At 43.9% G+C, this 25,305-nt stretch carries 21 protein-coding genes and 1 pseudogene; 12 read left to right on the forward strand and 10 right to left on the reverse strand.

Annotated elements, in window-relative coordinates; genetic code table 11:
• Positions 1 to 5 precede the first annotated feature (5 nt).
• A complete protein-coding gene (locus ACTS60_RS11935) occupies positions 6 to 446 on the forward strand; it encodes a TerB family tellurite resistance protein (RefSeq protein ID WP_440888413.1) in 441 nt (146 codons plus the stop codon).
• 196 nt (positions 447 to 642) lie between these two features.
• Here the strand turns inward: ACTS60_RS11935 and ACTS60_RS11940 are convergent, their stop codons facing one another.
• On the reverse strand, positions 643 to 1,173 hold the full coding sequence (locus tag ACTS60_RS11940) for a 3'-5' exonuclease (RefSeq protein WP_010447770.1): 531 nt from the start codon (positions 1,171 to 1,173) through the stop codon (positions 643 to 645).
• A gap of 82 nt (positions 1,174 to 1,255) precedes the next feature.
• Positions 1,256 to 2,797 carry a sensor domain-containing diguanylate cyclase gene (locus tag ACTS60_RS11945; RefSeq protein WP_440888414.1) on the reverse strand — a complete coding sequence of 514 codons (1,542 nt, stop codon included), beginning with the start codon at positions 2,795 to 2,797 and terminating at the stop codon, positions 1,256 to 1,258.
• A 286-nt stretch (positions 2,798 to 3,083) separates the two neighbouring features.
• Between ACTS60_RS11945 and ACTS60_RS11950 the strand changes: the two genes are divergently transcribed.
• From ACTS60_RS11950 to ACTS60_RS11960, 3 genes are read left to right on the forward strand one after another with little or no spacing between them, the layout of a single operon-like run.
• Positions 3,084 to 3,716: a DUF2760 domain-containing protein gene (locus ACTS60_RS11950; protein WP_440888415.1), complete on the forward strand. Its 633-nt coding sequence runs from the start codon at positions 3,084 to 3,086 to the stop codon at positions 3,714 to 3,716.
• On the forward strand, positions 3,716 to 5,680 hold the full coding sequence (locus tag ACTS60_RS11955) for an Hsp70 family protein (RefSeq protein ID WP_138941082.1): 1,965 nt from the start codon (positions 3,716 to 3,718) through the stop codon (positions 5,678 to 5,680). Before ACTS60_RS11950 ends, ACTS60_RS11955 begins: the two co-directional genes overlap by 1 nt.
• Before the next feature lie 56 nt (positions 5,681 to 5,736).
• A complete protein-coding gene (locus tag ACTS60_RS11960; RefSeq protein WP_440888416.1) occupies positions 5,737 to 8,547 on the forward strand; it encodes an Hsp70 family protein in 2,811 nt (936 codons plus the stop codon).
• Positions 8,548 to 8,632: 85 nt separating this feature from the next.
• Here the strand turns inward: ACTS60_RS11960 and ACTS60_RS11965 are convergent, their stop codons facing one another.
• A complete protein-coding gene (locus ACTS60_RS11965; RefSeq protein WP_171052030.1) occupies positions 8,633 to 8,827 on the reverse strand; it encodes a hypothetical protein in 195 nt (64 codons plus the stop codon).
• Positions 8,828 to 8,913: 86 nt separating this feature from the next.
• On the opposite strand from ACTS60_RS11965, the gene ACTS60_RS11970 reads away from it, so the two are divergent.
• A complete protein-coding gene (locus ACTS60_RS11970; RefSeq protein WP_440888417.1) occupies positions 8,914 to 9,600 on the forward strand; it encodes a DNA-3-methyladenine glycosylase I in 687 nt (228 codons plus the stop codon).
• 91 nt (positions 9,601 to 9,691) lie between these two features.
• Here ACTS60_RS11970 and ACTS60_RS11975 read toward each other — a convergent pair whose 3' ends face one another.
• Together ACTS60_RS11975 and ACTS60_RS11980 are read right to left on the reverse strand one after the other, a co-directional pair.
• Positions 9,692 to 10,669, reverse strand: a complete 978-nt coding sequence (locus ACTS60_RS11975) for a Gfo/Idh/MocA family protein (RefSeq protein ID WP_440888418.1) — start codon at positions 10,667 to 10,669, stop codon at positions 9,692 to 9,694.
• Positions 10,670 to 10,740: 71 nt separating this feature from the next.
• A complete protein-coding gene (locus ACTS60_RS11980; protein WP_440888419.1) occupies positions 10,741 to 10,968 on the reverse strand; it encodes a putative quinol monooxygenase in 228 nt (75 codons plus the stop codon).
• A gap of 103 nt (positions 10,969 to 11,071) precedes the next feature.
• Between ACTS60_RS11980 and ACTS60_RS11985 the strand changes: the two genes are divergently transcribed.
• The 3 genes and pseudogenes from ACTS60_RS11985 (at position 11,072) to ACTS60_RS11995 (ending at position 14,510) form a co-directional block, all read left to right on the forward strand.
• Positions 11,072 to 11,950 (forward strand): LysR family transcriptional regulator, encoded by an 879-nt coding sequence (locus ACTS60_RS11985; protein WP_440888420.1) that lies wholly within the window; start codon positions 11,072 to 11,074, stop codon positions 11,948 to 11,950.
• A gap of 427 nt (positions 11,951 to 12,377) precedes the next feature.
• Positions 12,378 to 13,721 carry a sodium/glutamate symporter gene (locus ACTS60_RS11990; protein WP_010447751.1) on the forward strand — a complete coding sequence of 448 codons (1,344 nt, stop codon included), beginning with the start codon at positions 12,378 to 12,380 and terminating at the stop codon, positions 13,719 to 13,721.
• A gap of 506 nt (positions 13,722 to 14,227) precedes the next feature.
• Positions 14,228 to 14,510 (forward strand): annotated as a pseudogene (locus tag ACTS60_RS11995) (regulator).
• A 39-nt stretch (positions 14,511 to 14,549) separates the two neighbouring features.
• On the opposite strand, the gene ACTS60_RS12000 reads toward ACTS60_RS11995, so the two are convergent.
• Genes ACTS60_RS12000 through ACTS60_RS12010 form a run of 3 tightly spaced genes read right to left on the reverse strand, consistent with a single transcriptional unit; the run spans position 14,550 to position 17,722 of the window.
• Entirely contained in the window at positions 14,550 to 15,440 is an 891-nt protein-coding gene (locus tag ACTS60_RS12000; RefSeq protein WP_440888421.1) for a Txe/YoeB family addiction module toxin, read from the reverse strand.
• Positions 15,441 to 15,449: 9 nt separating this feature from the next.
• Positions 15,450 to 16,592, reverse strand: a complete 1,143-nt coding sequence (locus ACTS60_RS12005) for an AAA family ATPase (protein ID WP_440888422.1) — start codon at positions 16,590 to 16,592, stop codon at positions 15,450 to 15,452.
• Positions 16,592 to 17,722 carry a DUF262 domain-containing protein gene (locus ACTS60_RS12010; RefSeq protein WP_440888423.1) on the reverse strand — a complete coding sequence of 377 codons (1,131 nt, stop codon included), beginning with the start codon at positions 17,720 to 17,722 and terminating at the stop codon, positions 16,592 to 16,594. Before ACTS60_RS12010 ends, ACTS60_RS12005 begins: the two co-directional genes overlap by 1 nt.
• A 542-nt stretch (positions 17,723 to 18,264) precedes the next feature.
• Between ACTS60_RS12010 and ACTS60_RS12015 the strand changes: the two genes are divergently transcribed.
• The 4 genes from ACTS60_RS12015 to ACTS60_RS12030 all read left to right on the forward strand — a co-directional run bounded on the left by ACTS60_RS12015 (position 18,265) and on the right by ACTS60_RS12030 (position 23,405).
• On the forward strand, positions 18,265 to 18,756 hold the full coding sequence (locus ACTS60_RS12015; protein WP_138954177.1) for a type II secretion system protein: 492 nt from the start codon (positions 18,265 to 18,267) through the stop codon (positions 18,754 to 18,756).
• A gap of 322 nt (positions 18,757 to 19,078) precedes the next feature.
• Positions 19,079 to 20,818, forward strand: a complete 1,740-nt coding sequence (locus ACTS60_RS12020; RefSeq protein ID WP_440888424.1) for an ABC transporter transmembrane domain-containing protein — start codon at positions 19,079 to 19,081, stop codon at positions 20,816 to 20,818.
• Positions 20,819 to 20,820: 2 nt separating this feature from the next.
• Entirely contained in the window at positions 20,821 to 22,593 is a 1,773-nt protein-coding gene (locus tag ACTS60_RS12025) for an ABC transporter transmembrane domain-containing protein (protein WP_440888425.1), read from the forward strand.
• A 263-nt stretch (positions 22,594 to 22,856) separates the two neighbouring features.
• Positions 22,857 to 23,405 carry an MSHA operon transcriptional regulator gene (locus ACTS60_RS12030; RefSeq protein ID WP_010447727.1) on the forward strand — a complete coding sequence of 183 codons (549 nt, stop codon included), beginning with the start codon at positions 22,857 to 22,859 and terminating at the stop codon, positions 23,403 to 23,405.
• A gap of 452 nt (positions 23,406 to 23,857) precedes the next feature.
• Here ACTS60_RS12030 and ACTS60_RS12035 read toward each other — a convergent pair whose 3' ends face one another.
• Both ACTS60_RS12035 and ACTS60_RS12040 read right to left on the reverse strand, forming a co-directional pair.
• Positions 23,858 to 24,073: a hypothetical protein gene (locus ACTS60_RS12035; protein ID WP_005433984.1), complete on the reverse strand. Its 216-nt coding sequence runs from the start codon at positions 24,071 to 24,073 to the stop codon at positions 23,858 to 23,860.
• Positions 24,074 to 24,172: 99 nt separating this feature from the next.
• On the reverse strand, positions 24,173 to 25,297 hold the full coding sequence (locus ACTS60_RS12040) for an HD-GYP domain-containing protein (protein WP_440888426.1): 1,125 nt from the start codon (positions 25,295 to 25,297) through the stop codon (positions 24,173 to 24,175).
• Positions 25,298 to 25,305: the final 8 nt, after the last annotated feature.

A 25,305-nucleotide genomic window follows, 5' to 3' on the forward strand; every position in this document is an offset into this window, starting at 1 on the left:
TTAACATGTTTAATTCGCTTACTTCATTATTTAAACAACTTATTGAAGGCTCAGACCTTAGCCAATCAAATACGCTGTCACCAAATATGGCAATCGCATGTCTCCTATGCGAAGTAGCTGGGGCAGACAACCAAATAGATGAAAAAGAGCAATCCAGCAAACACTCTTTAATTATGAAATTGCTGTCACTGACGGAAGAAGAGGCCAGCACACTACTTACTCAAGCTCAGAGTAAGTCAGCTGAATCGACTTCTCTTTACGACTTTACTTCACAACTGCGTGAGCTTTCACAAGAAACACGCTATGACCTAATCAAAAGTATGTGGGAAGTGGCTTACGCTGACGGTGAAATTGACCCGCAGGAAGACGCAGTAATCCGTAAAACGGCAGAGTTACTTTACGTCGACCATAGTGACTTTATTCGAGCAAAATTACAGTCTCAGTAAAACCGTCCCAGCAAAAGTAAGAACCAATAAAAAACGCGCCTCATGAGCGCGTTTTTTGTGTCTCTCGTTTGGGTTCTACCAAATCAAATCGTCTTGCCTTCCATAACCTAGCCTACATTGTTGTTATTAATAACTAATTTGGTGTTGGCTTATGACGAAAAAACTAAAATCCAATGAAAGATTGATGGAATTGGTATTACAACATGGTCAGTGCAAGTTTCGCTAAGTTATAAGCGTCAACATAGCCTGAGTGCTGGCGACCTTCCCACTCAATACCTTTCGCTTCTTGTGCGGCTTTATGGCCAATTCGCTTGTCTTTCAGGCGATTTTGAATACGGTACAAGGTCGCTAGGTTAATGAACTCGGTGAATGGTGCATCAATGCCCTTCTGTTGGCACTCTTCAAGCAGGATAAGATCATCACGCCCCCAAGAAGCGTAGATCTTGTTACGACCACCGAAGTTCTTCAACATCGACTTAAGCACCTCTTCTAGAGGTCGGCCCTGCTTTTCAATCTTACGAGGGGTAATGCCCGTTAACTCAACACAAAATAGCGAGACCTCATCATGTTCCGGTTTCACATAGTATTGTGCGCGCTTGACGATTTCGCCTTTAGACAAATCTATTTCCGCTAGACCTACTTCGATGATCTCTCCAGTGCGGCCAACGCCGTTCTCACTCCAACAGCACATTTCTAAATCAAAGCACACGACACGGTTATGATTCATAGTTTGTCTTGATTCCTAGCGTAAATTTGAAAGCGTTGGATTCTACCGTAACCAATATCAAAACTCGAACTTGCTCGCTGAATTAATCAGCAATCGACACTAAGTTTCGTCCATTTTTCTTACTAAGGTAGAGTTGTACATCCATTTTTTGAAAAAGAGCTTCCGGATCTTCACCATCATGAAGTGCAGCGCCAATGCTCAGAGAACATAGTACGATACTATCTGCGTACTCCATTGGGGTGCTAGCAACGACACCACGCAGTTTCTCAAGATAGACTTCCAAACTCGGTTTATCCGTCATACGACTAAGAATACAAAACTCATCACCGCCGGAACGGTAAAATTTATCACCTTTATTCAAGTTAGCAGATACAAGCTTAGTAACATGAATTAAGGCCTCATCACCAACCAAATGACCGTGCTTGTCGTTGATCTGCTTGAAACAGTCGATATCAAAGCCTATTAAGGTAAAGCCAACACCATTATTAATGAAATGCAGCAAGTGGTCATTAAATGCCCGTCGGTTATAAAGATGTGTAAGAGGATCACGTTCAGCCATCGATGTTAACTCTCGAGTTTTGGCTTCTAACATCTTGGCCAGGCGTTCTTTCTCGCGAGATTGCAAATTAACGATATACGCGACGAGAACAGAAATAATAAAACCACCTAGTGCGATGCCATAAAGTACCGAGCGCTCCCAGGGAGAGACCATATCCGTTAACTTGAACTCAATTAACCAATCTCGATTGGGAAGTTGGATCGTCTTCTTAATGATTTTCCCATCGTGTGAGTCCCAGTCTTCACTTTGAAACAGCACCGGGTCGTCGTGTGCATCAAATCCTAGATCACTTACTTTCACTAGCATCTCTAGCTCGGTAGCCGTTTTAGTGATCAAATCATCGAAATAAACCGTGCTACGAACTACGCCAACAACTACACCCAATAGCTCCTTACTATCCCTTTCGAAAACAGGGTGATAGACCAAGAGCCCTGTCTTCTCTAATGACCGGTCATAACCATCTTGCAAAAGGCGCACTTTATCCGAAATATTAGCACCACCACTGGCGACAATATCTTCTAGAATCAAATCAAATCTTAGCCTCGAAGAATAGAAACCAAGTAAATCGATATTCGATGGTGTTCTTGGGTAAATATCAGAAGCGATATAAACAGGTTTATCATCAGGAAGTATGTAACCGAATGTCTTAGGTTGCTCTTTTGGAACTGTGAATACCTGAAAGTTCGGAAACGTTTTCCGCACTTGCTTTACATGTTCAGGGAGTTGTTGAGGTGTAACTTTTTGCATCCATTGCAAGCCGATTAAACTCGGAGAGCTATCAATAACTTGACGAGCAAAAATCGGGAATCGATTCCAGTGTATTTTGTCTATCGAATGAAAGAAGTTAGCGCCAGAACCGATGAAGGCTAGATCAGTTTGTACATAAGTTTTTAAAGATTCAGCTTGTCTCTGAGCTAAACTGTCAAAAATGGTCGTGGTGTATTTTTGCTGAATTACATAGGCGACGAATACAAATACCCACGTAATGATCACAGATGCCCCAAAGGCAGACATCGTTGCTTTGTAGCGAGAGAAAAAAGGTTTTTGAAGTGTATTTCTAGTCATGCCCCATCCACGTCAAATGCGCGTTTAACGTCGTTTGCTGTGCGATACTGCGCCAGAGGTGTGTAAACATCAAGCAACATTGCACCTATATGCATCTAATCGTTGAATATTCATGCTAATCATGCGTTATATTCACGAATTATTACAGTCTTAAGCCTTGAATATGCTACCATCCGCCATCATTTTAGTGTCTAAACTTGGTGCAGATCGCAAAGTCGATTCCTTTAGTAAATAGATATGAGCCAATACTAAGCGCCAATAAATCAATAGAAAGAGAAAAAACGTCATGAACATTGATTTGAACCTAATTCCTCAAACGTTCGATATGCTGCACGCAGGTCTTGCCGCTTCGAGCGTTTTGCTTCTTCTAATCGCGGTATCTCGCAAATCTAAAGTTATTGAGAAAGTGGTAGAGAAACCTGTCGAGAAAATCGTCGAGGTTGAAAAGCCAGTCGAGAAGATCGTTGAAGTAGAAAAAGTAGTGGAAGTAGAGAAAGTCGTAGAGCGTGTTGTAGAAGTTGAATCGAAACTTGCAACGGCATCTACAGACTCTGCAATGCAGCTACTTTCTATCATGCAGCAAGAAGCTCGTCTGATTGACTTCCTAAAAGAAGACCTAACGTCATTCTCTGATGAAGAGGTGGGCGCAGCTGCTCGCGTAATCCACACTGGCGGTCAGAAAGTACTGAACGACTACGTGACGCTTGCACACGTTCGCAACGAAGACGAAGAAACTCGCATTACGGTTGAAGAAGGCTTCAACCCACAAGAAATCCGCCTAACAGGTAACGTAACAGGTAGCGCGCCATTCAACGGCACACTAGTTCACAAAGGTTGGAAAGCAACATCAATGACGTTGCCTAAACTTGCAGAGAATTACGACACATCTGTGATCGCTCCAGCTGAGGTTGAGCTTTAATGGAACACATGAACCAAGAAAACCATTCTCAAGAAGCGTCTGTTGAAACTCAACAGACGCCTAAATTCAGTGTCGGTATCGACTTAGGTACAACACACTGTGTGATGTCTTTTGTTGATACACACGATGAAGACGCTCGCGTTGAAGTAATGCCTATCCCGCAACTTACTGCGCCAGGCACAGTAGAGACTCGTAGCCAATTAGGCTCTTTCCTATACCAGCCGCACGAGCACGAAATGAATCCGCAATCACGCGTTCTTCCGTGGTCGAGCGAGCCAAAAGCTCTGGTTGGTGCGATTGCACGTAACCTAGGTTCAAAAACACCAATTCGTCTTGTTGCAAGTGCGAAATCTTGGCTTTGCCACGCTGGTGTGAACCGTCGTGATGCATTCCTGCCAGCAGGTAGCCCAGAAGAAGTAGAAAAAGTATCCCCTCTTCGCGCGACAGAGCTTTACCTAGAGCACCTAAAAGATGCTTGGAATCACACCAATCCAAATCACAACCTTGCCGATCAAGACGTGACTATTACGGTTCCTGCTTCTTTCGATCCTGCTGCTCGTGATCTAACAGCCGAAGCAGCACGCAACGTTGGTTTCGTGCACCTAACGCTTCTAGAAGAGCCACAAGCTGCGCTTTACAACTGGATTGATAACAGTGACGACAAATGGCGCGACGAAGTTGAAGTTGGCGACATCGTACTTGTGGTCGATATCGGTGGTGGTACAACCGACCTTTCTTTGGTTGAAGTCACTGAAGATGACGGCAACCTAACTCTGAACCGCATCGCGGTAGGTGAACACATCCTACTTGGCGGTGACAACATGGACCTTGCACTTGCGTACCGCTTGAAGATGAAGCTAGCGCAAGAAGGCAAAGAGCTACAGCCATGGCAAGTTCAGGCGATGACGCACGCATGTCGTGACGCGAAAGAAGCACTATTGAACGACAGCGAACTTCAGTCAGTGCCAATCGTGGTACCAAGCCGTGGTTCAAAACTGCTTGGCGCAACGCTGAAAACAGAACTGACTCAAGAAGAAGTACAACAAACACTGGTTGACGGCTTCTTCCCTCAAGTTGCGATTACGGACCACCCTGTTCAACGTAACCGTGGTGCACTAACGCAAATGGGCCTGCCTTACGCGCAAGATGCGGGTATTACTCGTCACATTGCAGCGTTCTTGTCTAAGCAAGCCAATGCCCTTTCTGCTTCAGGAAATGGCGGCGAAGCAGCAGCTCAAGATTTCAACCCATTTGCTAACATGCCTGGTATGCCAGGTGCGGATGCAGCGCAGTCAGCTGACTTCATCAAGCCAACCGCAATCCTATTCAACGGTGGTGTTCTGAAATCGAAACTTCTAGCAACTCGTCTAGAAGACACTATCAACGAATGGCTACTTGAAGCCGATGCTGAAATGGCGAAACGCCTAACAGGTGTGGATCTAGACCTTGCGGTTGCTAGCGGTGCGGCTTACTACGGCTCTGTACGTCGTGGTCAAGGCGTTCGTATCCGCGGTGGTATTGCTTCGGCGTACTACGTGGGTATCGAAAGTGCGATGCCAGCGATTCCGGGCATGGCGCCGCCAATGGAAGCACTTTGTGTTGCACCATTTGGTATGGAAGAAGGCTCAAGCGTTGACGTACCAAGCCAAGAGTTTGGTTTGATCATCGGTCAGCCAGTTAACTTCCAATTCTTCGGCTCAACCGTTCGTCGTGATGACCTAGCGGGTACTCACCTAGACTACTGGGCACCAGAAGAGCTTGAAGAGCTACCAGAAATCCAAGTAACGCTGCCAGTATCTGAAGGTCGTCGTGAAGGTGAAGTGGTTCCAGTAACCCTAGCCTCTCGCGTGACAGAACTTGGTACGCTTTACTTAGAAGCCATTGCCGCTGATAACGGTCAAAAATGGCATGTTGAGTTCGATGTACGCGAAGACGCGAAAAGCGACTCAAACGAAGAAGAATAAATAGAAAATCAAACGGCATCCAATCGGGTGCCGTTTTTAAATACACGAAGGTTTGTATGGCATCTCCTCGTTTTCTTGTTGGTATTGACCTTGGCACCACAAACACTGTGGTGGCGTACTGTGAAATCACCGACAACCTTGAACAATCCGAAGTATCCCTATTCGACATCGACCAATTGATTGGTCCGGGTGAAGTGGTTCGTAAACCATTGCTGCCCTCTTTCCGCTATCACCCTGCGGTTGGTCAAATCTCCCCTTCTGACCTGACACTCCCTTGGGAAAACAAACCTGTATCTGGCGACATTAGTAATGTGATCGTGGGTGAATGGGCTCGTGAATTAGGCGCTAAGGTGGAAGGACGTCAGGTATCCAGTGCAAAAAGCTGGCTATCGCACCAAGCAGTGGATCGTAGCTCAGACATTCTTCCTTGGGCTGGCGCGCAAGACGTAGATAAAGTCTCTCCCGTTATTGCCAGCGCAAGCTACCTCAACCATATTCGCCAAGCATGGAACTACCGTCATCCTAGCAATAAGTTAGAAGACCAAGATGTGGTTGTGACCGTTCCTGCATCGTTCGATGAAACCGCTCGTAAGCTCACGCTTGAAGCGGCTGAGCTGGCGGGTTTAAAGAAAATCGTCCTGCTCGAAGAGCCACAAGCGGTTTGTTACGACTGGTACGCACGCCACCAGCAAACCGCAGCCGATGAGCTCAAAGAGCTGCCACTGATTCTGGTGTGCGATGTGGGCGGTGGTACCACCGACTTAAGCTTGATTGAAGCCAGTTTCTCTTCTCAAGATGAGCTAGCCCTTGATCGTATTGGCGTTGGCGAACACTTGATGCTTGGTGGTGATAACCTCGACTTAGCACTCGCGCACCTTGCGGAAAGCCGCTTCAATCAGAGTAAGAAGCTCACTGCAGCAAGCCTGACTAAGCTGATTCAACAAACGCGTAAAGCGAAAGAGAACCTACTTTCAGCGAATGCACCTGAAGAAGTGAAAATCACCATGCTAGGCAGCGGTTCGAAGCTTCTTGGCGGAACAAAGAGTATTGGGCTGAGCAAACAAGAAGTGCACCAAATCGCTTTAGATGGCTTCTTCCCACTTTCTGATTTCAGTGAAGTACCAGACAAACGCCGCAGCGCCGTTGTCGAGTTTGGTCTTCCATACGTTGCCGATCCAGCAGTGAGCAAGCACGTTGCTGAGTTCTTAACGACGCATCAGCAAGTGTCTCGTGCCGCTCTCGGCATCGAAGACGACAAACAAAATGCAATTCCAGTCGGTTTACTACTCAATGGTGGAGTATTCAACAGTGAGCTTGTGACTGAGCGTGTCACTACCCTCCTTTCCGATTGGCGCGGCGCACCGGTTACAGTATTAGACAACCCACATCCAGATTGGTCGGTTGCACTGGGTGCTGTTGCGTTTGGTAAAGCACGTCGTGGCGCACAGCTAAAAATTGGTGGTGGTGCAGCGCGTTCTTACTTCTTGCATCTTCAAGAAAAGAACAAAATGGGCAAAGCGCTCTGTTTGCTTGCAAAAGGTACAGAAGAAAGTCACGAGATCCGCTTAAGTGGTCGTCGCTTCTCGCTTACCCTAGGTGAGCCCGTTCGCTTTAACCTGCTGACTTCTACCCACGACACCTTAACCAATAACACCGCCATTCAAAACGGTGTGATGGTTGACGTTGATCCGGACTTGTTTGCTCCTCTGCCGCCTTATATCACCACCCTTGAAGGTGAAGGTGCCGAACTGCAAGCCAACCAGAAAGAGCGCGTAGAAGTGCAACTGGCGTGTCAGTTGACTGAAGTCGGCACGCTTAAGATGGAATGTGTCAGCGCAGAAGACGATAACAAACGTTGGGAGCTGGAGTTCGAAGTTCGTAACAAGCAAACCGACGACAGCGAGCAAGTTAAGCTTCACCCTAAACTGAACGAATGTAAGGAGCTGATCGCTCGCCTTTACAGCGGTAACAAGAAAAGCGCAGAAAGCAAAGAGATCAAAACCTTAGCCAAAGATCTTGAGAAGAAACTTGGCAAACGTGACGACTGGGATTTCACTACCCTACGTCAACTTTTCGATACCTTTGCACAAGGTCGTAAGCGTCGTCGCCGTTCTGAACAACACGAGAAAAACTGGCTTCGTTTGGCTGGCTTTGCGTTGCGTCCGGGCTTTGGCGATCCAACCGACTCATGGCGCATTGAGCAAGTTTGGGGTCTCTACCAACAAAACATTCAGTTTAAGAACCATCAAGGTTGGACTGACTGGTGGGTGTTCTGGCGTCGCATCGCAGGTGGCTTGAGCCAAGAGCAACAAGAGACCATCTTGGCGGACATCGCGAAATACCTACACCCTGGCGCGATGAAAAACCCACAATCAGCCAAAGCGGCACAAGACATGGGTTATGAATCCATGGTTCGATTAGCGGCATCGCTTGAACACCTAGAAGTCGAAGACAAAGTTCTATTGGCAACGTGGTTCTTGAGCAAGGCAATCAACCAGAATCAGTTCGAACAAGCGCACTGGTGGGCAGTGGGTCGCTTGGCATCACGTACCCCTTTGTATGGCAGCCAGCACAATGTCATTCCTCGTGAACAAGCGGAACAATGGTTACCTAAGCTGTTGGAACAGAACTGGCAGAAAGAGCCAATGATCGCTTTCGCAGCCGTAATGATTTGTCGTAAGACGGGTGACCGCCTATTCGATATCTCTGACGACTACCGTGAACAAGTTCTCACTAAGCTGAAGCAAAGCAAGGTACCTGAATCTTGGGTATCACTGGTTGCAGAAGTCAAAGAACTTTCTGAGAGCGAATCGAAGCGTATCTTTGGTGATGCATTACCAAGTGGTTTAACGCTGGTACACAACTAGGTGCCCATACTTATAAACGCAACAAAGCCCTTCTCGTGAAGGGCTTTGTTTTATCTGATTCTACTTGCTGACCAAAGACAACTCGTTAGTTCATTTCCGTATTGATTACCACATCACGCGTTTCATTATCCATATCAGTGATGCCGACAACTGAGAATTCACGGTCAGATAAATTCTCAATCATGCTGTCTTCTAACCCACCATCGGTCATCCAGGCATAAAATTTTTCTGCGATACGATCCGAACCTTCCCCGACAAACGTTATTGTGACCTTCTTCATTTGTGACACTCCATCAATTTACGATTCAGCCACTTAAGCGTAGTATGTTTCGCAAATATCGACATAAACTAGGACTAACTTCCTTTATGAGTATCGAGAAATTTGATGCGATTTTTCAGCGTGCAGCCGAGCACAAAGGCGGCGAAGATCAACTTGAAGCACTTTTGTCGCACCCACTAAGCAAAGAAGAACTGGCAACGATTCCCGATGACCGTTGGCTAGCGGCATTTTCGATGAAGGTATTCCAATGTGGGATTTCTTGGAGTGTGGTTCGCAATAAGTGGCCGAACTTCGAAGAGGTATTTTTTGGTTTTAAAATTGAGCCGCTATTGATGCTGTCTGATGAACAATGGGAAACCAAAGCGACTGACAAACGTATCATTCGCCACCTCACCAAAGTCATGTCGATTCCTGCCAACGCTCGTATGATCCACGAAGCAAAAATTGAACACGGCTCTTTTGGTAAAATGGTTGCCGATTGGCCACAAGGAAAAGTCACCGACTTGTGGGCATATTTAAAGAAACGCGGTAATCGCTTAGGCGGAAATACTGGCCCTTACACACTGCGTCAAATGGGCGTCGACACTTTTATCCTGTCTAGCGACGTTGAAGCTTATCTACGTAATTGCAAGATCATTGAAGGTGGCAAAGATACGAAAAAATCGCTCGATGCAACCAACAAAGCCTTTGTTAAATGGCAGCAAGAAAGCGGCAGAAGTCTGACTGAAATCAGTCAAGTCATCGCATTCAGCACTGGCGATAACCGCATTTAAACCAGCTGAACACAAATAGAAACGGCGCACTAAATATTGTATTTAGTGCGCCGTTTTTGCATTCATTGCTCTATTTCACTTAAGTGCAGACTTACGTTGACGCCAGTGATTCCCACTCAGTCAGTAATTGCATAATACGATGAGAATCTTCCCATGTTGCACAAGGGTTCTCTAACGATGTAAGCCCGGCTTCAACCGCTTGGCGGATATTGCGCACTTGATAGTAAAAAGCATCCCCAGCTGCCGGTACAAACACTTCACGCTTCGACGTCTCGTAAATTTCCACACTAAACTGGTTATCTTGCGCTGGTAGCCATGGGTTCGAGTCTAACGTAATACAGCCTTTGCTACCCAGAATGGTGAATTGGTGTTTCAATCCGTGATCTTCTGCGGTATGTACGCTCGCCGTCTGTTGCTCACCGAATTGCATCATCAAGCTCGATTCACAGATATTACCGTCATGGCCTCTTCGGCCAATCGCTGTCATAGAACAGTTTTCAAAAGCTTGCTCACCCAACATGGTTTTCACCACCAAATGCACCAAAGACATTGGGTAGCAGCCCAAATTATACAAAGCACCTTTGCTGTCTGGATTCACAAACTGTGCAATCGACGCGATATAAGACGTATGGATCGAGCGAAGTTCACCAATCTCTCCCGATTTAAGCACCGAAACCAACTCGCTGATCAACGGGTGATGTAAATACATTAAGCCTTCAGCAAAGAATACCTTGTGCGATTCGACTGCTTTTAGGGCCAGCTCGGTTTTTTCCATATCGACAGAAAGCGACTTTTCACACAGGATCGCTTTGCCCTGCTCAGCCGCTTTGATAATAAAGTCATGGTGAAGGTGATTTGGCAGTGCGATGTAAATAATGTCGACTTGCTCATCGGCAATCAATGCATCGTAATCGTTGAACGTGTTCTCGATACCATATTGCTCAGCGAATGCCTTCAAGTTCTGCTCCGAACGCCCAGCCACCGCGTACAACTCACTCTTGTCATCGCCTTGGATTGCCTCAGCCATGACACCTGAGATAAAGCTTGTGCCTAAAATGCCCCATTTCATGTTCACGTCTCCTATTGAGCTTGGGTTTCGAATGCTTGGACTAACTCTGCCATTTCAGCCGCAATAAACGCTTATGTATGCGGCATAGCAAAATGCGCTTCAATCGCGGCACGGTTTTCATATCGCTCCCAAAGAATCACACGCAGTGGTTCTTTCGAATCGTAGGTCGCATTCGCTTGCAAACATCCCGCTTCGCTCTGCATATCAAGGCAAAATTGTTCAATGGCTTCAACCATTTGTTGTCTTGGCTTATCGGCATTCATTTTTAGTTCGGCGGTAACAAAAATCGTCTCACTCATGATGGATCTCTTTCTCCATTCTTAATCATTCCGCCACTGTAATTAACCTCATATGATTGATAAACTCTGCTTTAGTTATTTCTTTATCAACTCTGGGTGTGCAATGGACAAATTAACAAGCATGAAAGTTTTTGCTTACGTGGTCGAACATGGCAGCTTTCGTAACGCCGCACACCACTTTGATATTTCACCAACCATGGTTGGCAAGCACGTGAGCTTTCTTGAGCAAAGCTTAGGTACACAGCTAATTCATCGCACCACGCGCAAACAGTCCCTAACTGAAGCTGGCAGACTCTACTATCAAGAGTGCCACCGCATTATTGAAGACATCACCAACGCAGAGAACCTAATCCAGACGCTGATCAACCGTCCAACCGGAACGGTAAAAGTTAACTGCCCTGTCACTTATGGCAAAAAGGTCGTTGCACCCATCGTGGCTGACTTCTTAGCAGAATTTCCCGATTTGAACGTAGAGCTGATGTTGGATAACAATTTGATTGACCCGTATCGAAGCGAAGCAGACGTGATTATTCGAATCGGAGAGTTAGTCGATTCGTCGTTAGTCGCAAGAAAACTGGGTGAATACAACATGACTTATTGCGCTTCCCCCTCTTATCTTGAGCAGCATAAGCCTATCCAGTCACTTGAAGATTTAGAACACCATCATTGTTTGGGCTTTCACTATCACCAAGGGGAAAGCCAACAAGTGGTCAACATGCCTTCTAATACCTTTGGAAACCGCAACACCCGATTGACCTCGAATAATGGTGATGTGCTGAAGTTTGCCGCGTTAAAAGGCTCTGGCGTTCTGCTGCAACCAAAGATCTTAGTTGAACAAGAAATCCAATCTGGCACATTGGTGGAAATTCTCCATCAACATACTCCCAAACCAAAGCCGATCCACCTGCTTTATCGTTCAAAACAGCTTTCCCTTAAAAATCGGACCTTGGTCGATTTCGTTCTTTCTCATGTGAATCCTTAACGCCCCCTGATAAAGCGGCGATAACTTAACCACTCAATCAACTTTTATTGTCGCTATGATAAATATTATTTCTCGTTAATTATCTTTATTTTTCATACTGTTAGGAAGAAACGTACATTTAATAGACATAATTTGTTGATTCCCATCAATTGCATTGCTCTAACAAAGTGACTAGGATTGCCGCCTTTCCTGAGTGAACTATCAAAATAACATTGAGAAATTTAATCTAATTTCTCTTCACGTTCGTGCGCAATCACGACATTTACACTCATTTCAAACTGCATAAGCACATTCCTTTGCTTATGAGAACGACATTGATTTCTCAACTCTATTGGTCACGTATGTGACTTTTTTCGTTGGGAGTTACTTTTCAATCAAGGTTGGTCACAAGGACGCTACCCCTTGAGTGCATTTTCTGGAGAATAAGATGCCTAAAGGTCTAATGCTGACTGACTTAGCCATCGCTGGCTTACTATTGATTTTGGCAAAAGTCATTCGCGTTCACACGCCATTACTGCAACGTATGTACATTCCATCGGCGGTTCTCGCAGGATTGTTCGGTCTAATTTTCGGACCAGCCCTGCTAAACGTACTGCCTTGGACCGACACCTTTACCGCTAACGCAAGCCTGTTAACTGCTGCACTTTTTTCTGCGTTAGGTCTGGCAACGGATGTTCCATCCCCTAAAACCGTCGCACAGCGCGCTGGCTCATTGTGGGCATTCAACCAAATCGCTTCTGTTTCTCAGTGGTTGTTTGCAGCAATGTTTGGTCTCGCGATCACCACCTTCTTCTGGCCAGAGATTAATCCTGGCTTTGGCGTGACCATGTCTGCAGGTTTTATGGGGGGACATGGCTCAGCTTCTGTTGTTGGTGAAATCTTCACAGGACTTGGCTGGGAAGATGGCTTCACGCTTGGTTTAACCTTCGCAACCGTGGGTATCTTCATCTCGATTTCGGTCGGCATGCTCATGCTGCAATTCGCATTGAAGATGGGTTGGATTCGTAGCTTTACCACATTCGACAGCATGGACGAACACGAACGCAAAGGTCTTGTTAAGCCGGATGATCAAGAACCGGTAATGAAAGACACCATGTCTTCACTGTCGGTTGATTCTTTCGCGATTCACGCTGCGTTAGTGGTTGTCGTAACCGCTTTCTCTTATGTCGCAGCCAACTACTTATCTTCTTTCCACGATAAGGTGCAAATCCCGACATTCGTAACTGGCTTCCTTGGCGGCATGCTAGTGCGAATCATCGCGAAACAAACCAAGGCCTCACGCTACCTATGTGACGGAGCATTCAAACACGCGGCGGGCATCAGTACCGATTATTTGATTATCTTTGGTATCTCAGCAATCAAGATCACCGTCTTAGCTCAGTACTTAATGCCTATGGTGGTACTAGCAATTGGCGGCGTTTGCTTCACGCTTTGGTTAATCTTTTGGGTAGCACCACGCATCATGGGTGATGATTGGTTTGAGAAAGGCATTTTCTCTTGGGGTTGGTTAACAGGTACGGTTGCCATGGGTATTGCCCTACTCCGCATTGTTGATCCAAAAATGCGCAGCAAGGTACTTGATGATTACGCCATCGCTTACGTTCCGGGCTCAATCACTGACATCTTCATCATCTCTTTGATGCCAATCGCGATGTATAACGGCATGCACTGGCAAGCGCTTGGCGTTGGTCTAGCTTACATAGCCGTGGTTCTGTTTATCTGGCGATTTGTATTCAAACAAGGCTCACAAGCCGTAACAGATAACATATAGACTCCCAAGCCCAAGCCACGCAGGTGCTTGGGCTTTGCTATTTCAGGGATTAGTTTCTCTCTACCTACCAACGAAGTTTCAGCGTTCTTGAGCCCTCAAAAACTAGCCCCATGTTCACCACTACTCTAGTCACAGCCCACTCCTCCTTTAACTCGCAAACCTATATGAATGCGCTCCCAAAGGCTCTTATAAGGCTAAGAGCAACTCGCGCACCAATGTGATAGTCAACGGCAGAGGTAGACTTGAATTAAATTGAGGACGGTTGCAGCCACGAAGAAAGCAATTAATCGCAGCTGCTTATCTTTAAATTGCATTGAGTGTACTAACTCAAAGTTGGACAAAAGCTTGCTAACGACTGCTCCAAATTAGCAATTCTTGAATAACTTATTCTAAGACACATTTTGCCAGTTAATACGCCTTCGTACAGTTCGCACTTTGGGCACTTACTTTGAATACTGTTGCTAATTCAATTTCTATAATATGTTCCACTTTTGAGGGACTATTCAATGAAGTATCACGAAATGACAAAAAACTATATTTTTCGTGAGTTTGAATGTGGTTTAACCGTCGAACAAGCTGCTGAACTTTGTTTAAATAAACTGTGAGAACAGTGGGTGCAATTCAAAATGCACTATGACCGTTTGGAACTGCCAACGGAACAATTAGTCACTGCGCAGCAAATGTCGACAGTAATAGCATTACTTGAGATAGAGGCATTGACTGATATAGAAGCGTCCGTCTGGTCAGACTCTCAAATACGCTAGAGTACTGAGAGCGATGATGGATTAAAGTGAGGGCAAATTAGCCCCCATATAGCGGGCTAAAACGTTATTCGTAATGTCTCAAACATCTCTCAAATTCAACCACGTTTTCATCGGTGATTTGATACACGATACGATGCTCACCGTTAATACGGCGAGATGAATAGCCTGACCAGTTATTTTTGAGACGTTCTGGCTTACCAATACCTTCGTTAGGGTTAGATTTTATACTTTTTACTAGTTCGAAAAATCTAGCGATCAAGCCAGTATCCTTCATACCATAAAGCTCTTCCAAATGCGTCTGCCCCTTTTCACTAAAATCTATACGATAAGGGTAATGCTGATTCTGTCGAATACAAAAATCATTCATTCGTTCAATGCTATTCGGCGCAACAACTAGAGTTTCAACAAGCGCTTTGTGCAATTCAACATGCTCTGATGAGCTCATGTTTGGAACCGATATGCCAGTTAAGACAATTTCTGGGTCATCACTATCGTCATCTAAAAGGGTTTCTTTTCTCAATGAGATGGAGTTGTCCATCCATTGAGCAGACGTTGTAAAGCTAAGGGCTAAAGTATTCCAAACAGCTGCACAAGCAACTCCACCTGAGTGAGGTAAAGAATTGTAATAGTAAGCACTGTTAACTGTAAGTTCTTCGTGTACTTCGGGTTCTTCAGTAGGAACAACCAAAGGACTCTGATATGTATTTGTTTGGTTGAGAAATAAGCTTTTAATTCGACTATTCAAATCTTTATTGCCAACTCCACCAAGAAGACCTTGTAATGTTTGGGTAGCGGTAAACTTAGGTAAATCCTTAAAATGTGTTTCAACACGAACGCTGTTGACACCGTAGGAGCGAAGTGAATCCAGAGTGCTTTTATATGCCTTAACTTGATCAAGCCAATTGTGATCACAAAGCGGCAAAGACATTTCATTAAGTACAACGAAATTTGGCATTATTTCCCTCTACCACAACAATTGATCTAATTGATTATCCCATTCATCAAACATACCCTCAGGCCAATTATCAAGACTACCATCTTCTAAAATCTTAACTTGTGTTTTGGCTACCTCTAGATGCCCCGGTTCTCTTTTAAAAAAGAAAAGGTTAGTCTGTTCTGATGAGATCAACCGTTTTTTGGTAGCAACTCGAATACCATTCAAAATATGGTCACTATGGGTTTCAAGTATAATTTGAACTCCGTTTGCAGCAGCTAAAGCGATTAACTTGGCTACCTTTGCTTGGGCTTTGGGATGGAGTTGTGCTTCTGGGTTTTCCAATATTAAAATATCGTTAGGCTCTGCAATAAGAAGTTGAGTAATAATTGGTAACACATGAGTAATACCATAACCCACATTTAATGGAATGATCTCACTAGTTTTTATAAACCCATGAGAGTACTCATAAGTGATTGCAGCTTTTTGTGCTTCATTAATTACTTTCGCATTAACATAAATATTTTCACTTATTTCCGCCATCCAATTTGAAACATTTTCAAGTAAGTAATTAGTTACACTTTTTTCGTGAACAAGTTTTTTTATTGGAAGTTCTTTATAATTATTTACAGAAAGGTAATGAGCAGTATATTCACCATTATTACCAAGAGAGTTGTTCTCTATATCAAGTTTCGACAGCTCGTATGTAATTGCTGGACCAATACGATTCGAGCTGATATGGCGAATTTTTTCCAAATGAAGAACTAAATCATATATATCAGTAGCTCTTTCTCGATCATTGACTCCGACTTCGTTAGGGAAAAATATCTCCCATCCTTTTTCATTACAAAAAGTCAATTCTGAAGAGAAAACTCGGCTAGAAAGCGAGATCTTATATGTATCATCCTCTGCACCGGAGTATAGCAAATCGCCTTCATCACCGACTTTGATATCATTGCCGTTAGTTTGAAATCTTTTAATTTTTCCTCGCCCCGAAGGAATTGTATTTGTATATAGCAGTTCTCGATGATTTTGCTTATAAAGAAGCAAAGCTTGTATGACAGATGATTTACCAACGCTGTTGCCACCGGCTAAAATGTTTAAGTTTGATAGAGGTAATTCGACACCCTCAAAACTTTTAAATTTTTCTAGTTTTATTCTTCTTAAAGCCATTAAATATTCTCTATTTCTTTAATTAGATTTCTCATATATTCAAAGCGGTCCAATACTGCTCGTTTAGAACCAGTCCCTTGATAGATAGACTGTGAAAACTTTGAGTTCTCTTGTAAAATCTCTCCAATTAAAGACGACTTAAAATAGTCTTTATATTCTATCAATTTCAACGGATTTCTAACTTCACTTAAGCAAACAGTTAATACATCAAATAGACTTCTATTAAGAGACTTACTTCCTGAACCAGTAATTGAACGACTAAATTTGTGATTTTCCCCTAACAAGTCTACTGACAAACTAAGAGCTGTTTTAAAATCAAACATGAGCTTAGCTAGCTCGTCAGTAAGGATCGTATTTTCGTCTATCACTTCGATTGCGCGGTCTAAAAACGAAGATAGATTTTTAAAGTTGTCATCTACAGCTAGCAATTTAAATGCGAAAAAACGTAATGCAAGTTCTCTATCTAACATTCTGTCAGTTTTTAAATTTACAACTTCTTTAAATTCAACTGTCTCGCAAACATGTTTTAGAAAATCGACAGCTATACCCTTTTGATTTAAAGCCTGGCGAATTTCTTGAGAGTTAAGTTTTAAACCACCAGTGTTGATTCTGTTGAATATCGAGTAGCGAACTTCTTTAGGGGTCTGGGGTTCTATCTGATAAGTGACAATTTGAGTTTCTTCAATAACTCTTTGCATAGGCCTAGGTAGCTCATCAAAATTAAAACCATTGAAAGGAGTCAAAAACTCCATATTGGTTAATTTTAATTTTTTATCTACAGCAAACCGTTTGATTGTAGAAAGCCTTTGAAGCCCATCTACAACCAACCAACGATCAGGACTAGAAACGTCGAAATAAAAGATAGGCAATGGCATTTTTAGGAGGATAGACTCAATTAGTCTACTCATTTGAGTGCTAGTCCAAAGATCACCCTTGCGCTGGAACTTTGGTTGTAAATCGATTTCGTTGTATCGAAGGCGATTGACCAATGACGATAGTGCAAGGGTTTGAGTATTAACTTTAATATCTTTTGTAGAAAAAGGACTAAAAGATTCATTTTCTTGAAAGGTAGAGCTTTCAAGTTCAAGTTTCTCATCTAAGTCAAATTCATCAGTCATGACGTCTGCCATATGTACTCTTTAGTTACCATCTCTTTGAACGAAGCGATAAACAAGCTTCTTAATCTTGTGGCAAATGTTTTTCTCTAACTTCGTAATTTAGCAAAATTTTTGGATTTGTACTATCAGCATGTTAGACGTTTAGTTTGTTAAATAGTTGAACAAATCAAAAATCCGATAGGTAGCAAACAGTTGGAATTTACCCCCGTAATACATCTAGGGGATTAACAGCGAACCGCATGAGAAGAATGGATAACTTTTAGTATGGCAACGAGATGCGAATGAGTAAAAAGGTCTAAGCACCTTTGGGGCAAAAATAAGTTAGAACACCCCCTCTGTTTTTTGTGGGTTGCATCAATTTGACTCATCTAACTGCAGCTCGGACAAACCTCAGCCTCTTTCTCTCGGCCATACCATAACTCAAAATAACGACCTCACATCAGACTTTCAAAAACCCTAAGTCCGTCATGTTTTCTAATGCTTTTTTCATACCACCAGCTCCCTGCATTGAAATGAAAATAGTTGCACAAAAATCCACTTAAATGGTGCAGTATATGGTTGCAGCTAGAGGTTTCTCTCTTATCGGGTTAGTCGTGACAATAACCATCTTGGCGATTGTTGGAACGGTTGCCGTCCCTCGCTTTCTTAGTATCCAAAAAGATGCTCGTATTGCGGTTCTTGTCGGGGCGCGTGATGCGTTGCGAACTGCCAATGACCAAGTCTATGCTAAGGCCGTTTTACAATCCCAAGAACATGTTGATGGCGGTGCAACTGAAAATATTGATCTTGATAACGACGGTCGCAACGATGTGGTTGGATATTTCGGATTGATTAAGTTTGTGCTCGCAGCAAAAGACCTAGCTGGCTTTGACCCGCAACTCACCATCAACCGATGGTACGGTAAAGACTCGCCAGACGAGCCCTACTTTTTGATCGGCTTCGCCAACAAGCCCGTAAGCCGGCACAACCTTTGTTATGTCGAAGTGTACTACCCCACACAAGCGGGCGGTGCTCTTTCATACGATATAAAAACCGAAGACTGTTAATCTCAATCACACTAAATAGCTGGGTTTATCATCTAAAGGCAATCGGAAGCCTCTCCCCCACACTTCTATACCCAAGTAACCACGAGATGCTTGGGTAAACTGTTTCTTTTTATTTCACGCATTAAACAAATATTTCACATTTATCCAAAACCCCCTCCATATTTAGCTATTGATCACATTTTTTGCCGTAACGTTTATGGCGATCCGATAGATTGTATTGTTTTATGATTTAGCGAAAGAATGTGCTTGTATTCATATTATTATCTCGAATAATGAATGATTAGATTTATAAAAAATTCAATAATTTAAAGCAGGAGGCGCGATGAAGATTTTTTGGCAGCTGCGTTGGTATTTCCAACTCAAATGGAAGCACTATGTAGGTTCAATCTTACTGTTTGCCGTCATTTCCGCTCTCCAGCTCATTCCACCCAAAGCGGTCGGTCTTATTGTCGATGGTGTTGTTCAACAAACGATGACAACGCAAACCCTTCTATTGTGGTTAGGCGGATTAATTGCGCTTTTCTTTGCGATTTATGCTTGTCGCATTTTATGGCGCATTTGGTTATTCGGTGCCAGTTGGGAGCTCGGTACCATTTTGCGTAATCGCTTATACCGTCACCTTTCAACTCAGCCTCCTCGGTTCTTTGAGCGTTTCAAAACGGGCGATCTTATGGCGCGCGGAACTAACGACGTTCGTAACATCGTTATGACCGCTGGAGAAGGTGTGTTAACCGCAGCCGATTCGTTAATTACCGGGGTTGCAGTACTGATCATCATGGTGACGCAAATCAGCTGGAAACTCACCGTTATGGCTTTGCTACCTATGCCATTTCTTGCGGTGATGATCTTCTTTATTGTTCGCATCCTGCATAAGCGTTTTCGCATCGCTCAGGAAGCCTTTTCAACCATGTCTGACATGACTCAAGAGTCTCTTAATGGCGTAAGGATGTTGCGAGCTTTTGGCTTGGAAGACCAAGAGCAGAAACGTTTTGAAGATGTTGTTGATGATACAGGAAGTAAAAACATCGCCGTCGCACGCGCGGACGCTCGGTTCGACCCTGCTATCCAAATCACCATCGGCATGTCCTTTTTTCTTAGTGTGGCAGTTGGTGCATATCTGGTGGATAAAGGAGACATCACATTAGGTGATTTAACCGCGTTTACCATGTATCTCGGCCTCATGATTTGGCCAATGCTGGCATTTGCTTTCTTATTCAATATCTTGGAGCGTGGCTCTGCGGCTTGGAATCGTCTAGAAGAAATATTCAACGAAAAGCCAGAGATCACCAGTGGCGATAAGCCGCTTGGCGATAAACCTCTGCCGCTTAACATTGATATTGAATCTTTCCATTGGTCTGCAGAATTGCCACCAGCACTCACCAATGTGCATTGTGTTATTGAGCCAGGAACAATGCTGGGTATTGCGGGAGCCGTTGGTAGTGGCAAGTCAACGCTACTCACTTTGCTACTCAGACAACATGAGCTGAATGACGGAGCAATTAAGTTTGGCGACGTTTCAATCAAAGATGCTGTTCTTTCGGAATGGCGTAGTCGATTTGCTATCGTCAACCAAAGCCCGTTTCTCTTTTCACAAACCATTTATGACAACATCGCATTAGGCAACCCAAAGGCATCGAAAGAAGAAGTTTATCAAGCAGCAAAATACGCATGTATCCATGACGATATCGAGAAGTTTCCTGATGGCTACCAAACTGAAGTCGGTGAAAAAGGCATCACCTTGTCTGGTGGTCAAAAGCAACGTATTGCGATAGCTAGAGCAATGCTACTTAACGCGGATATTCTTGTTCTCGATGACGCTTTATCTGCGGTAGACGGCCGCACAGAGCATGAGATCCTGAAGAACCTTGAGCAACATTATCGAGATCAATCACTGATCGTAATTGCACATCGCTTAACAGCGTTGGAAGCCGCCAATGAAATTTTGGTGCTGAACCATGGGCACATCGCGGAAAGAGGTCAACATCAGGCTCTACTGGAACAACAAGGGTGGTATGCGGAAATGTACCAATACCAAAAACTAGAACAGGCAATGGAGGAGTAACCATGAAACAGAGTACATTCAAACGATTGTTGTCTTACCCTCTTCAGCAACCGAAGCCTATGATTAAAGGCTTGTTGCTGCTGTTTATCGCTGCGTTAGCAAACGCAGGTGGCCCTTGGCTGATTCAATACTTTATCGATGAGCATATTACCAAAGGGGATTACACCAAAGAAATTTTGATTACCTTAGCAGCTGGATATATTGGTCTTCAGATTGTTGCTGCAACCTTTGCTTACTTTCAATCTTTGCAGTTTAGTATTGTTGCAACCAATATCATCAAAACCATCCGTAAACAGACGTTTTCTGGCGTAATCAAACAGCCTTTATCTGCGTTCGACTACACACCTGCGGGAAAGTTGGTCTCTCGTATTACCAACGATACTGAATCTCTCCAGCAGTTTTACGAGTTACTTATCGCAACGGTAGTCAAAAACGTTGTGATGATTTTAGTCATGCTTGGTGTGATGTTTTACATGAGTTGGAAGCTGACATTAGTCGTCCTGATTCTTCTTCCAATTGTGGTTGGCTTTATGTACCTGTTTAAAAAGCTGAGTACAGAGAATTACCGCAATATGCGTGATTTGCTAACCGACATTAACGCGAACTTAAGCGAGTCGATACAGGGCATGAGTGTCATCCAACTTATGCAGCAGGAAGAACGGTTCAATAAGCAGTTCAACGAGTTGACGGCGAACCATCTCGTCGCATCAAAGAAGGTTATTCGACTCAATGGTTTCTTGCTGCGCCCTCTCATGGATCTGCTGGCTGGTCTCGCATTGCTGTCACTGGTAGCTATTTTTGGCTTTAACGGTATCGAGATGATTGGTGTCGGTGTTCTTTACGCCTTCATAAGCTACTTAGGTAGAGTAACTGAACCTCTCATTGAAATGACTCAGCAACTTGCACTGCTTCAACAAGCATTAGTTTCGAGTGAGCGTGTTTTTGAGTTGATGGACGCACAAGAACAGAGCTACGGTGACGACCATAAACCACTACAAACGGGCGCGATTGAGTTAAGTAATCTCACTTTCAGCTATGATGGCAAGCAAGACGTCTTAAAGGACATCTCCCTACAAGCTGCGCATCAGGACTTTATTGCACTGGTCGGTCATACGGGGAGCGGAAAAAGTACACTCGCTTCACTACTGATGGGCTTCTATCCAACAAACAGTGGGGAACTGCTGATTGATGGTCGCCCATTGAAATCCCTAGGGAAAGATGTACTTCGCAAAGACGTTGCTATGGTTCAGCAAGACCCACACATTCTGCCAGCGAGCGTACGAGAGAACATCTCATTGGGTAGAGCGGTAGAAGATGAATTGATTTGGGATGCGTTAGAAAAAGTGGGATTGTCGGAGCAAATTCGTCGTTACCCCAATGGTTTAGATACAACTCTTGGACAAGGTGAAACAAACCTATCAGCTGGTCAAAAGCAGCTTCTTGCGTTAGCGCGTGTGTTAGTTGCGAAGCCTAAGGTACTCATCTTGGATGAAGCCACGGCGAACATTGACTCCGGTACTGAAGCTCTGATTCAAAAGAGCCTAGAAGTATTGCGTAAAGATATGACGCTGGTCGTTATCGCCCACCGTTTATCAACCATCTTAGATGCTGATCAAATCGTGGTATTGCATCATGGTGATTTAGTTGAGAAAGGTACCCACTCCGAACTGCTAAAACTTAAGGGACGTTACGCTCAAATGTACCAACTACAACAAGCAAATCGCCATATCCAGCAACTCGAAGGCGAGGAACAGTGGTTGGAAGAAGCGGTTTAAGCTCGTTCTTTTTAATTATCCTGAGCCTTGTGAACCTAACGTAAATTAGGCAAGCGAGGCTCAGTCATTTTCTTCATATTTTCAACAATTTTGATATTTCTTACCTATTATTGACATAACCCCTCGCTATTTTGAGCCCGCTCGTTGTAAAATCGCGCTAAATAACAAGTCAACCATTCATATACGGCCCGGAATTTCCACCCTAGCCGACGCTTTGGTTTGGCGATCTTAAATATTACTAAATAGAGTCATGACTACAGTCCATGGACCAAGATAAGTTTACTAATATCTATCGTTTGCCCGGATCATTACAAATTCGTATTGCGAAGTGGCAAAAAACGTTTCGTGGCACCTCTGATCTTGTATTGCATCAGGTGTTGATGGAACGAAATAAGCAGTTTAAAAAACCAGACTTTTTACCCAAAGGCTGGTGTATAACGCCTATCGATGAAAATGACATCACCATCACCCATCACGGTAAATATATTCAGACTGTGATGCGTACGATGCTAGATAGAAAAGTTTCTTATAAAAGACTCTTTTTATCGCGAATGGATGTAGAGAAAGGCGAGAAAGTTCTGCGCGAATATAAAGCGGAATGGGTAAGAAAACACAATCAGATTGCGAAGCGATACAACCAGATAAAGAAAAAGCAATATATGAACTTTGCTCGGGAAGAAGAAGAAACACTCTACCCTTCCATCCCTAAAGGCGAATTTGACAAAACTCTCTGGAACAAGCTGGTTGTGAGTAACTTTGGCCCAGAAAAGAAATACAAAAACCCTCATTACGTACGCAAAGCTAATTTCTAATATAGAAATCCCCCACCTAGCCTGGGGGATTTCTTTACTTTCTAGCCGTAGATTTCTTATTGCGTTGATTGTTGTTGAGAGAGTTAACACACTCTGTAAGCAGCGCACTCCCCAAATCAGAGATAATACTAATTCCATCAATTATCTGCTCATTCTTGCTGGTATCTCTTGCAGCTAAAATATCCGTACCCAAGTCATCAACGAATTACGCCCACACTAAGTAGAGAGCCACACAATACGTGTCGCGATACATTATTGAACCCAAACAGACGTACCAAATGCAGTGAAAGGAAACGAGTTAAGACGGTTCGATATAGATATTTGGAAACGAGGGACAATCTGGACGAAGAACAATGTTAGCGAGCATCATGATTCACAATGCTCGCACGGATAATGAACTAAGCTACGGCGATGAGAAAGGCTGGATGAGGGCCGCAGCGTTGTTGAACCAGTTAATGACGAGCGTCAGCGCCAAACTCTACTTCTTTATAGATATCGGCCAGCGACTTCTTACCTTGTTTGTCTTTGGCTGAACGCTTTCTTGGTTGATAGTGGTACTCTTGGTCATGCAAAGCTTCTTCATGTTCCTTTGCAGACTCTACGAATTCAGCATTCGCAAGTGCTTGTTGGCGTAAGCGGTTTACTCTTTCTAGGGTTTCCCACAACATACTTCACCTCCAAACGAGTTACTGTATACATATACAGTATTATTTATTCTGACCTCCTCGTCAATATTTTGATTCCCTTCACGGTTCCCTCCTCTACTCTCACATTAATCCCATGCCAGCGTAATGCTCTGGGTACTTATGAATAATTTGTTTTAGGTAGCCTTGATGATCGCGCAAGGCATTAACGCACTCTCGAGATAGCAAACCTTGGTAAACGCGTTTTTCAAGCTCTAACAAGGCATACGGAATTGACCACGCCTGACGATATGGATGATGGGTGGTCATGACATCAAACACATTGGCGACTGCCGCAATTTGCGCAGCAATTGGAATACCTGAACGATCCAACCCATGTGGATATCCTGAACCATCGAGGTTTTCATATTGATAAGAAATAATTTGCTGGAACAAAGTGACGCTTGGATGAACTGGATTACCGATCCTCGCCACTATGTTATCTGCTGATTCCACGCATTGTTCAATGTGCTCAGTTAACAACGCTTCTTGCTCTGCATTCACACAGCGTCGGTTGCATACTACCTCAGCAGGAAGCTTAATCTCGCTCAAAGTATGATAACGAGTAAACATACCGATTTGCTCGACAACTTCGTCACTAAACTGATAAGCATCAGCAAGCTGTGTCGCAATCAACTGAGCATACATACCAATGCGCTTAATGTGTGAGTAAACCTCTGGCGAGTACCCTGGCATCAAGCACTGCATTCTTTCTGCCAAAATTTCAATCGCATTGACGACATGATCTTCAGACTCAACGGCGAATTGCACCATTTCAAAATAGGGCTTTAGCCCATTCAAAGCTTCAACGCTAAATGCATTTGCTTGAATGGAGTTGAGGAATATAAAGCCAGTGAAAGTTTGACGATCATAGCAAGGGACCGCAACAGATGAGTGGTAACCTTCTTTCAGCAGAGTTTGAACTCGTGGGCAGTGGTTGATGTCGTAGAGATCGTTGACCACACGAGGGATAGCATTATCAGCAGCAATGCTTAGGTTGTGCAGTTTGCGAAGTGGCGCTTCGTGATGAGCCAAACACCAAGTGTCGAACTCACTTTCAGCAAAAGATTTTAGTATACCTTGTTTAGGGTGGTATTTAGCGAACGACACCCTATCAACACACGGTAAATGTGCCTGCATCCTATTCTTCAAAGTTTGCATTTGCTCATTAAGCGGTTTTGCAAACGGGTAAAAACTCCGCTGCGCCATACTTCACC

The organism is Vibrio sp. WZ-1 (genome assembly GCF_052037695.1).
Lineage (GTDB): Bacteria > Pseudomonadota > Gammaproteobacteria > Enterobacterales > Vibrionaceae > Vibrio.

What these genes read in the sequence shown, in the direction of transcription:
- ACTS60_RS11940 (WP_010447770.1), bottom strand. Translation starts at nt 1,173, where the DNA reads ATGAATCATAACCGTGTCGTGTGCTTTGATTTAGAAATGTGCTGTTGG.
- ACTS60_RS12020 (WP_440888424.1), top strand. Translation starts at nt 19,079, where the DNA reads ATGAAGATTTTTTGGCAGCTGCGTTGGTATTTCCAACTCAAATGGAAG.
- ACTS60_RS11945 (WP_440888414.1), bottom strand. Translation starts at nt 2,797, where the DNA reads ATGACTAGAAATACACTTCAAAAACCTTTTTTCTCTCGCTACAAAGCA.
- ACTS60_RS12025 (WP_440888425.1), top strand. Translation starts at nt 20,821, where the DNA reads ATGAAACAGAGTACATTCAAACGATTGTTGTCTTACCCTCTTCAGCAA.
- ACTS60_RS11965 (WP_171052030.1), bottom strand. Translation starts at nt 8,827, where the DNA reads ATGAAGAAGGTCACAATAACGTTTGTCGGGGAAGGTTCGGATCGTATC.
- ACTS60_RS11975 (WP_440888418.1), bottom strand. Translation starts at nt 10,669, where the DNA reads ATGAAATGGGGCATTTTAGGCACAAGCTTTATCTCAGGTGTCATGGCT.
- ACTS60_RS11980 (WP_440888419.1), bottom strand. Translation starts at nt 10,968, where the DNA reads ATGAGTGAGACGATTTTTGTTACCGCCGAACTAAAAATGAATGCCGAT.
- ACTS60_RS11985 (WP_440888420.1), top strand. Translation starts at nt 11,072, where the DNA reads ATGGACAAATTAACAAGCATGAAAGTTTTTGCTTACGTGGTCGAACAT.
- ACTS60_RS11950 (WP_440888415.1), top strand. Translation starts at nt 3,084, where the DNA reads ATGAACATTGATTTGAACCTAATTCCTCAAACGTTCGATATGCTGCAC.
- ACTS60_RS12010 (WP_440888423.1), bottom strand. Translation starts at nt 17,722, where the DNA reads ATGGCAGACGTCATGACTGATGAATTTGACTTAGATGAGAAACTTGAA.
- ACTS60_RS12015 (WP_138954177.1), top strand. Translation starts at nt 18,265, where the DNA reads ATGGTTGCAGCTAGAGGTTTCTCTCTTATCGGGTTAGTCGTGACAATA.
- ACTS60_RS11990 (WP_010447751.1), top strand. Translation starts at nt 12,378, where the DNA reads ATGCCTAAAGGTCTAATGCTGACTGACTTAGCCATCGCTGGCTTACTA.
- ACTS60_RS11955 (WP_138941082.1), top strand. Translation starts at nt 3,716, where the DNA reads ATGGAACACATGAACCAAGAAAACCATTCTCAAGAAGCGTCTGTTGAA.
- ACTS60_RS12040 (WP_440888426.1), bottom strand. Translation starts at nt 25,297, where the DNA reads ATGGCGCAGCGGAGTTTTTACCCGTTTGCAAAACCGCTTAATGAGCAA.
- ACTS60_RS11970 (WP_440888417.1), top strand. Translation starts at nt 8,914, where the DNA reads ATGAGTATCGAGAAATTTGATGCGATTTTTCAGCGTGCAGCCGAGCAC.
- ACTS60_RS12005 (WP_440888422.1), bottom strand. Translation starts at nt 16,592, where the DNA reads ATGGCTTTAAGAAGAATAAAACTAGAAAAATTTAAAAGTTTTGAGGGT.
- ACTS60_RS11960 (WP_440888416.1), top strand. Translation starts at nt 5,737, where the DNA reads ATGGCATCTCCTCGTTTTCTTGTTGGTATTGACCTTGGCACCACAAAC.
- ACTS60_RS12030 (WP_010447727.1), top strand. Translation starts at nt 22,857, where the DNA reads ATGGACCAAGATAAGTTTACTAATATCTATCGTTTGCCCGGATCATTA.
- ACTS60_RS12000 (WP_440888421.1), bottom strand. Translation starts at nt 15,440, where the DNA reads ATGCCAAATTTCGTTGTACTTAATGAAATGTCTTTGCCGCTTTGTGAT.
- ACTS60_RS11935 (WP_440888413.1), top strand. Translation starts at nt 6, where the DNA reads ATGTTTAATTCGCTTACTTCATTATTTAAACAACTTATTGAAGGCTCA.
- ACTS60_RS12035 (WP_005433984.1), bottom strand. Translation starts at nt 24,073, where the DNA reads ATGTTGTGGGAAACCCTAGAAAGAGTAAACCGCTTACGCCAACAAGCA.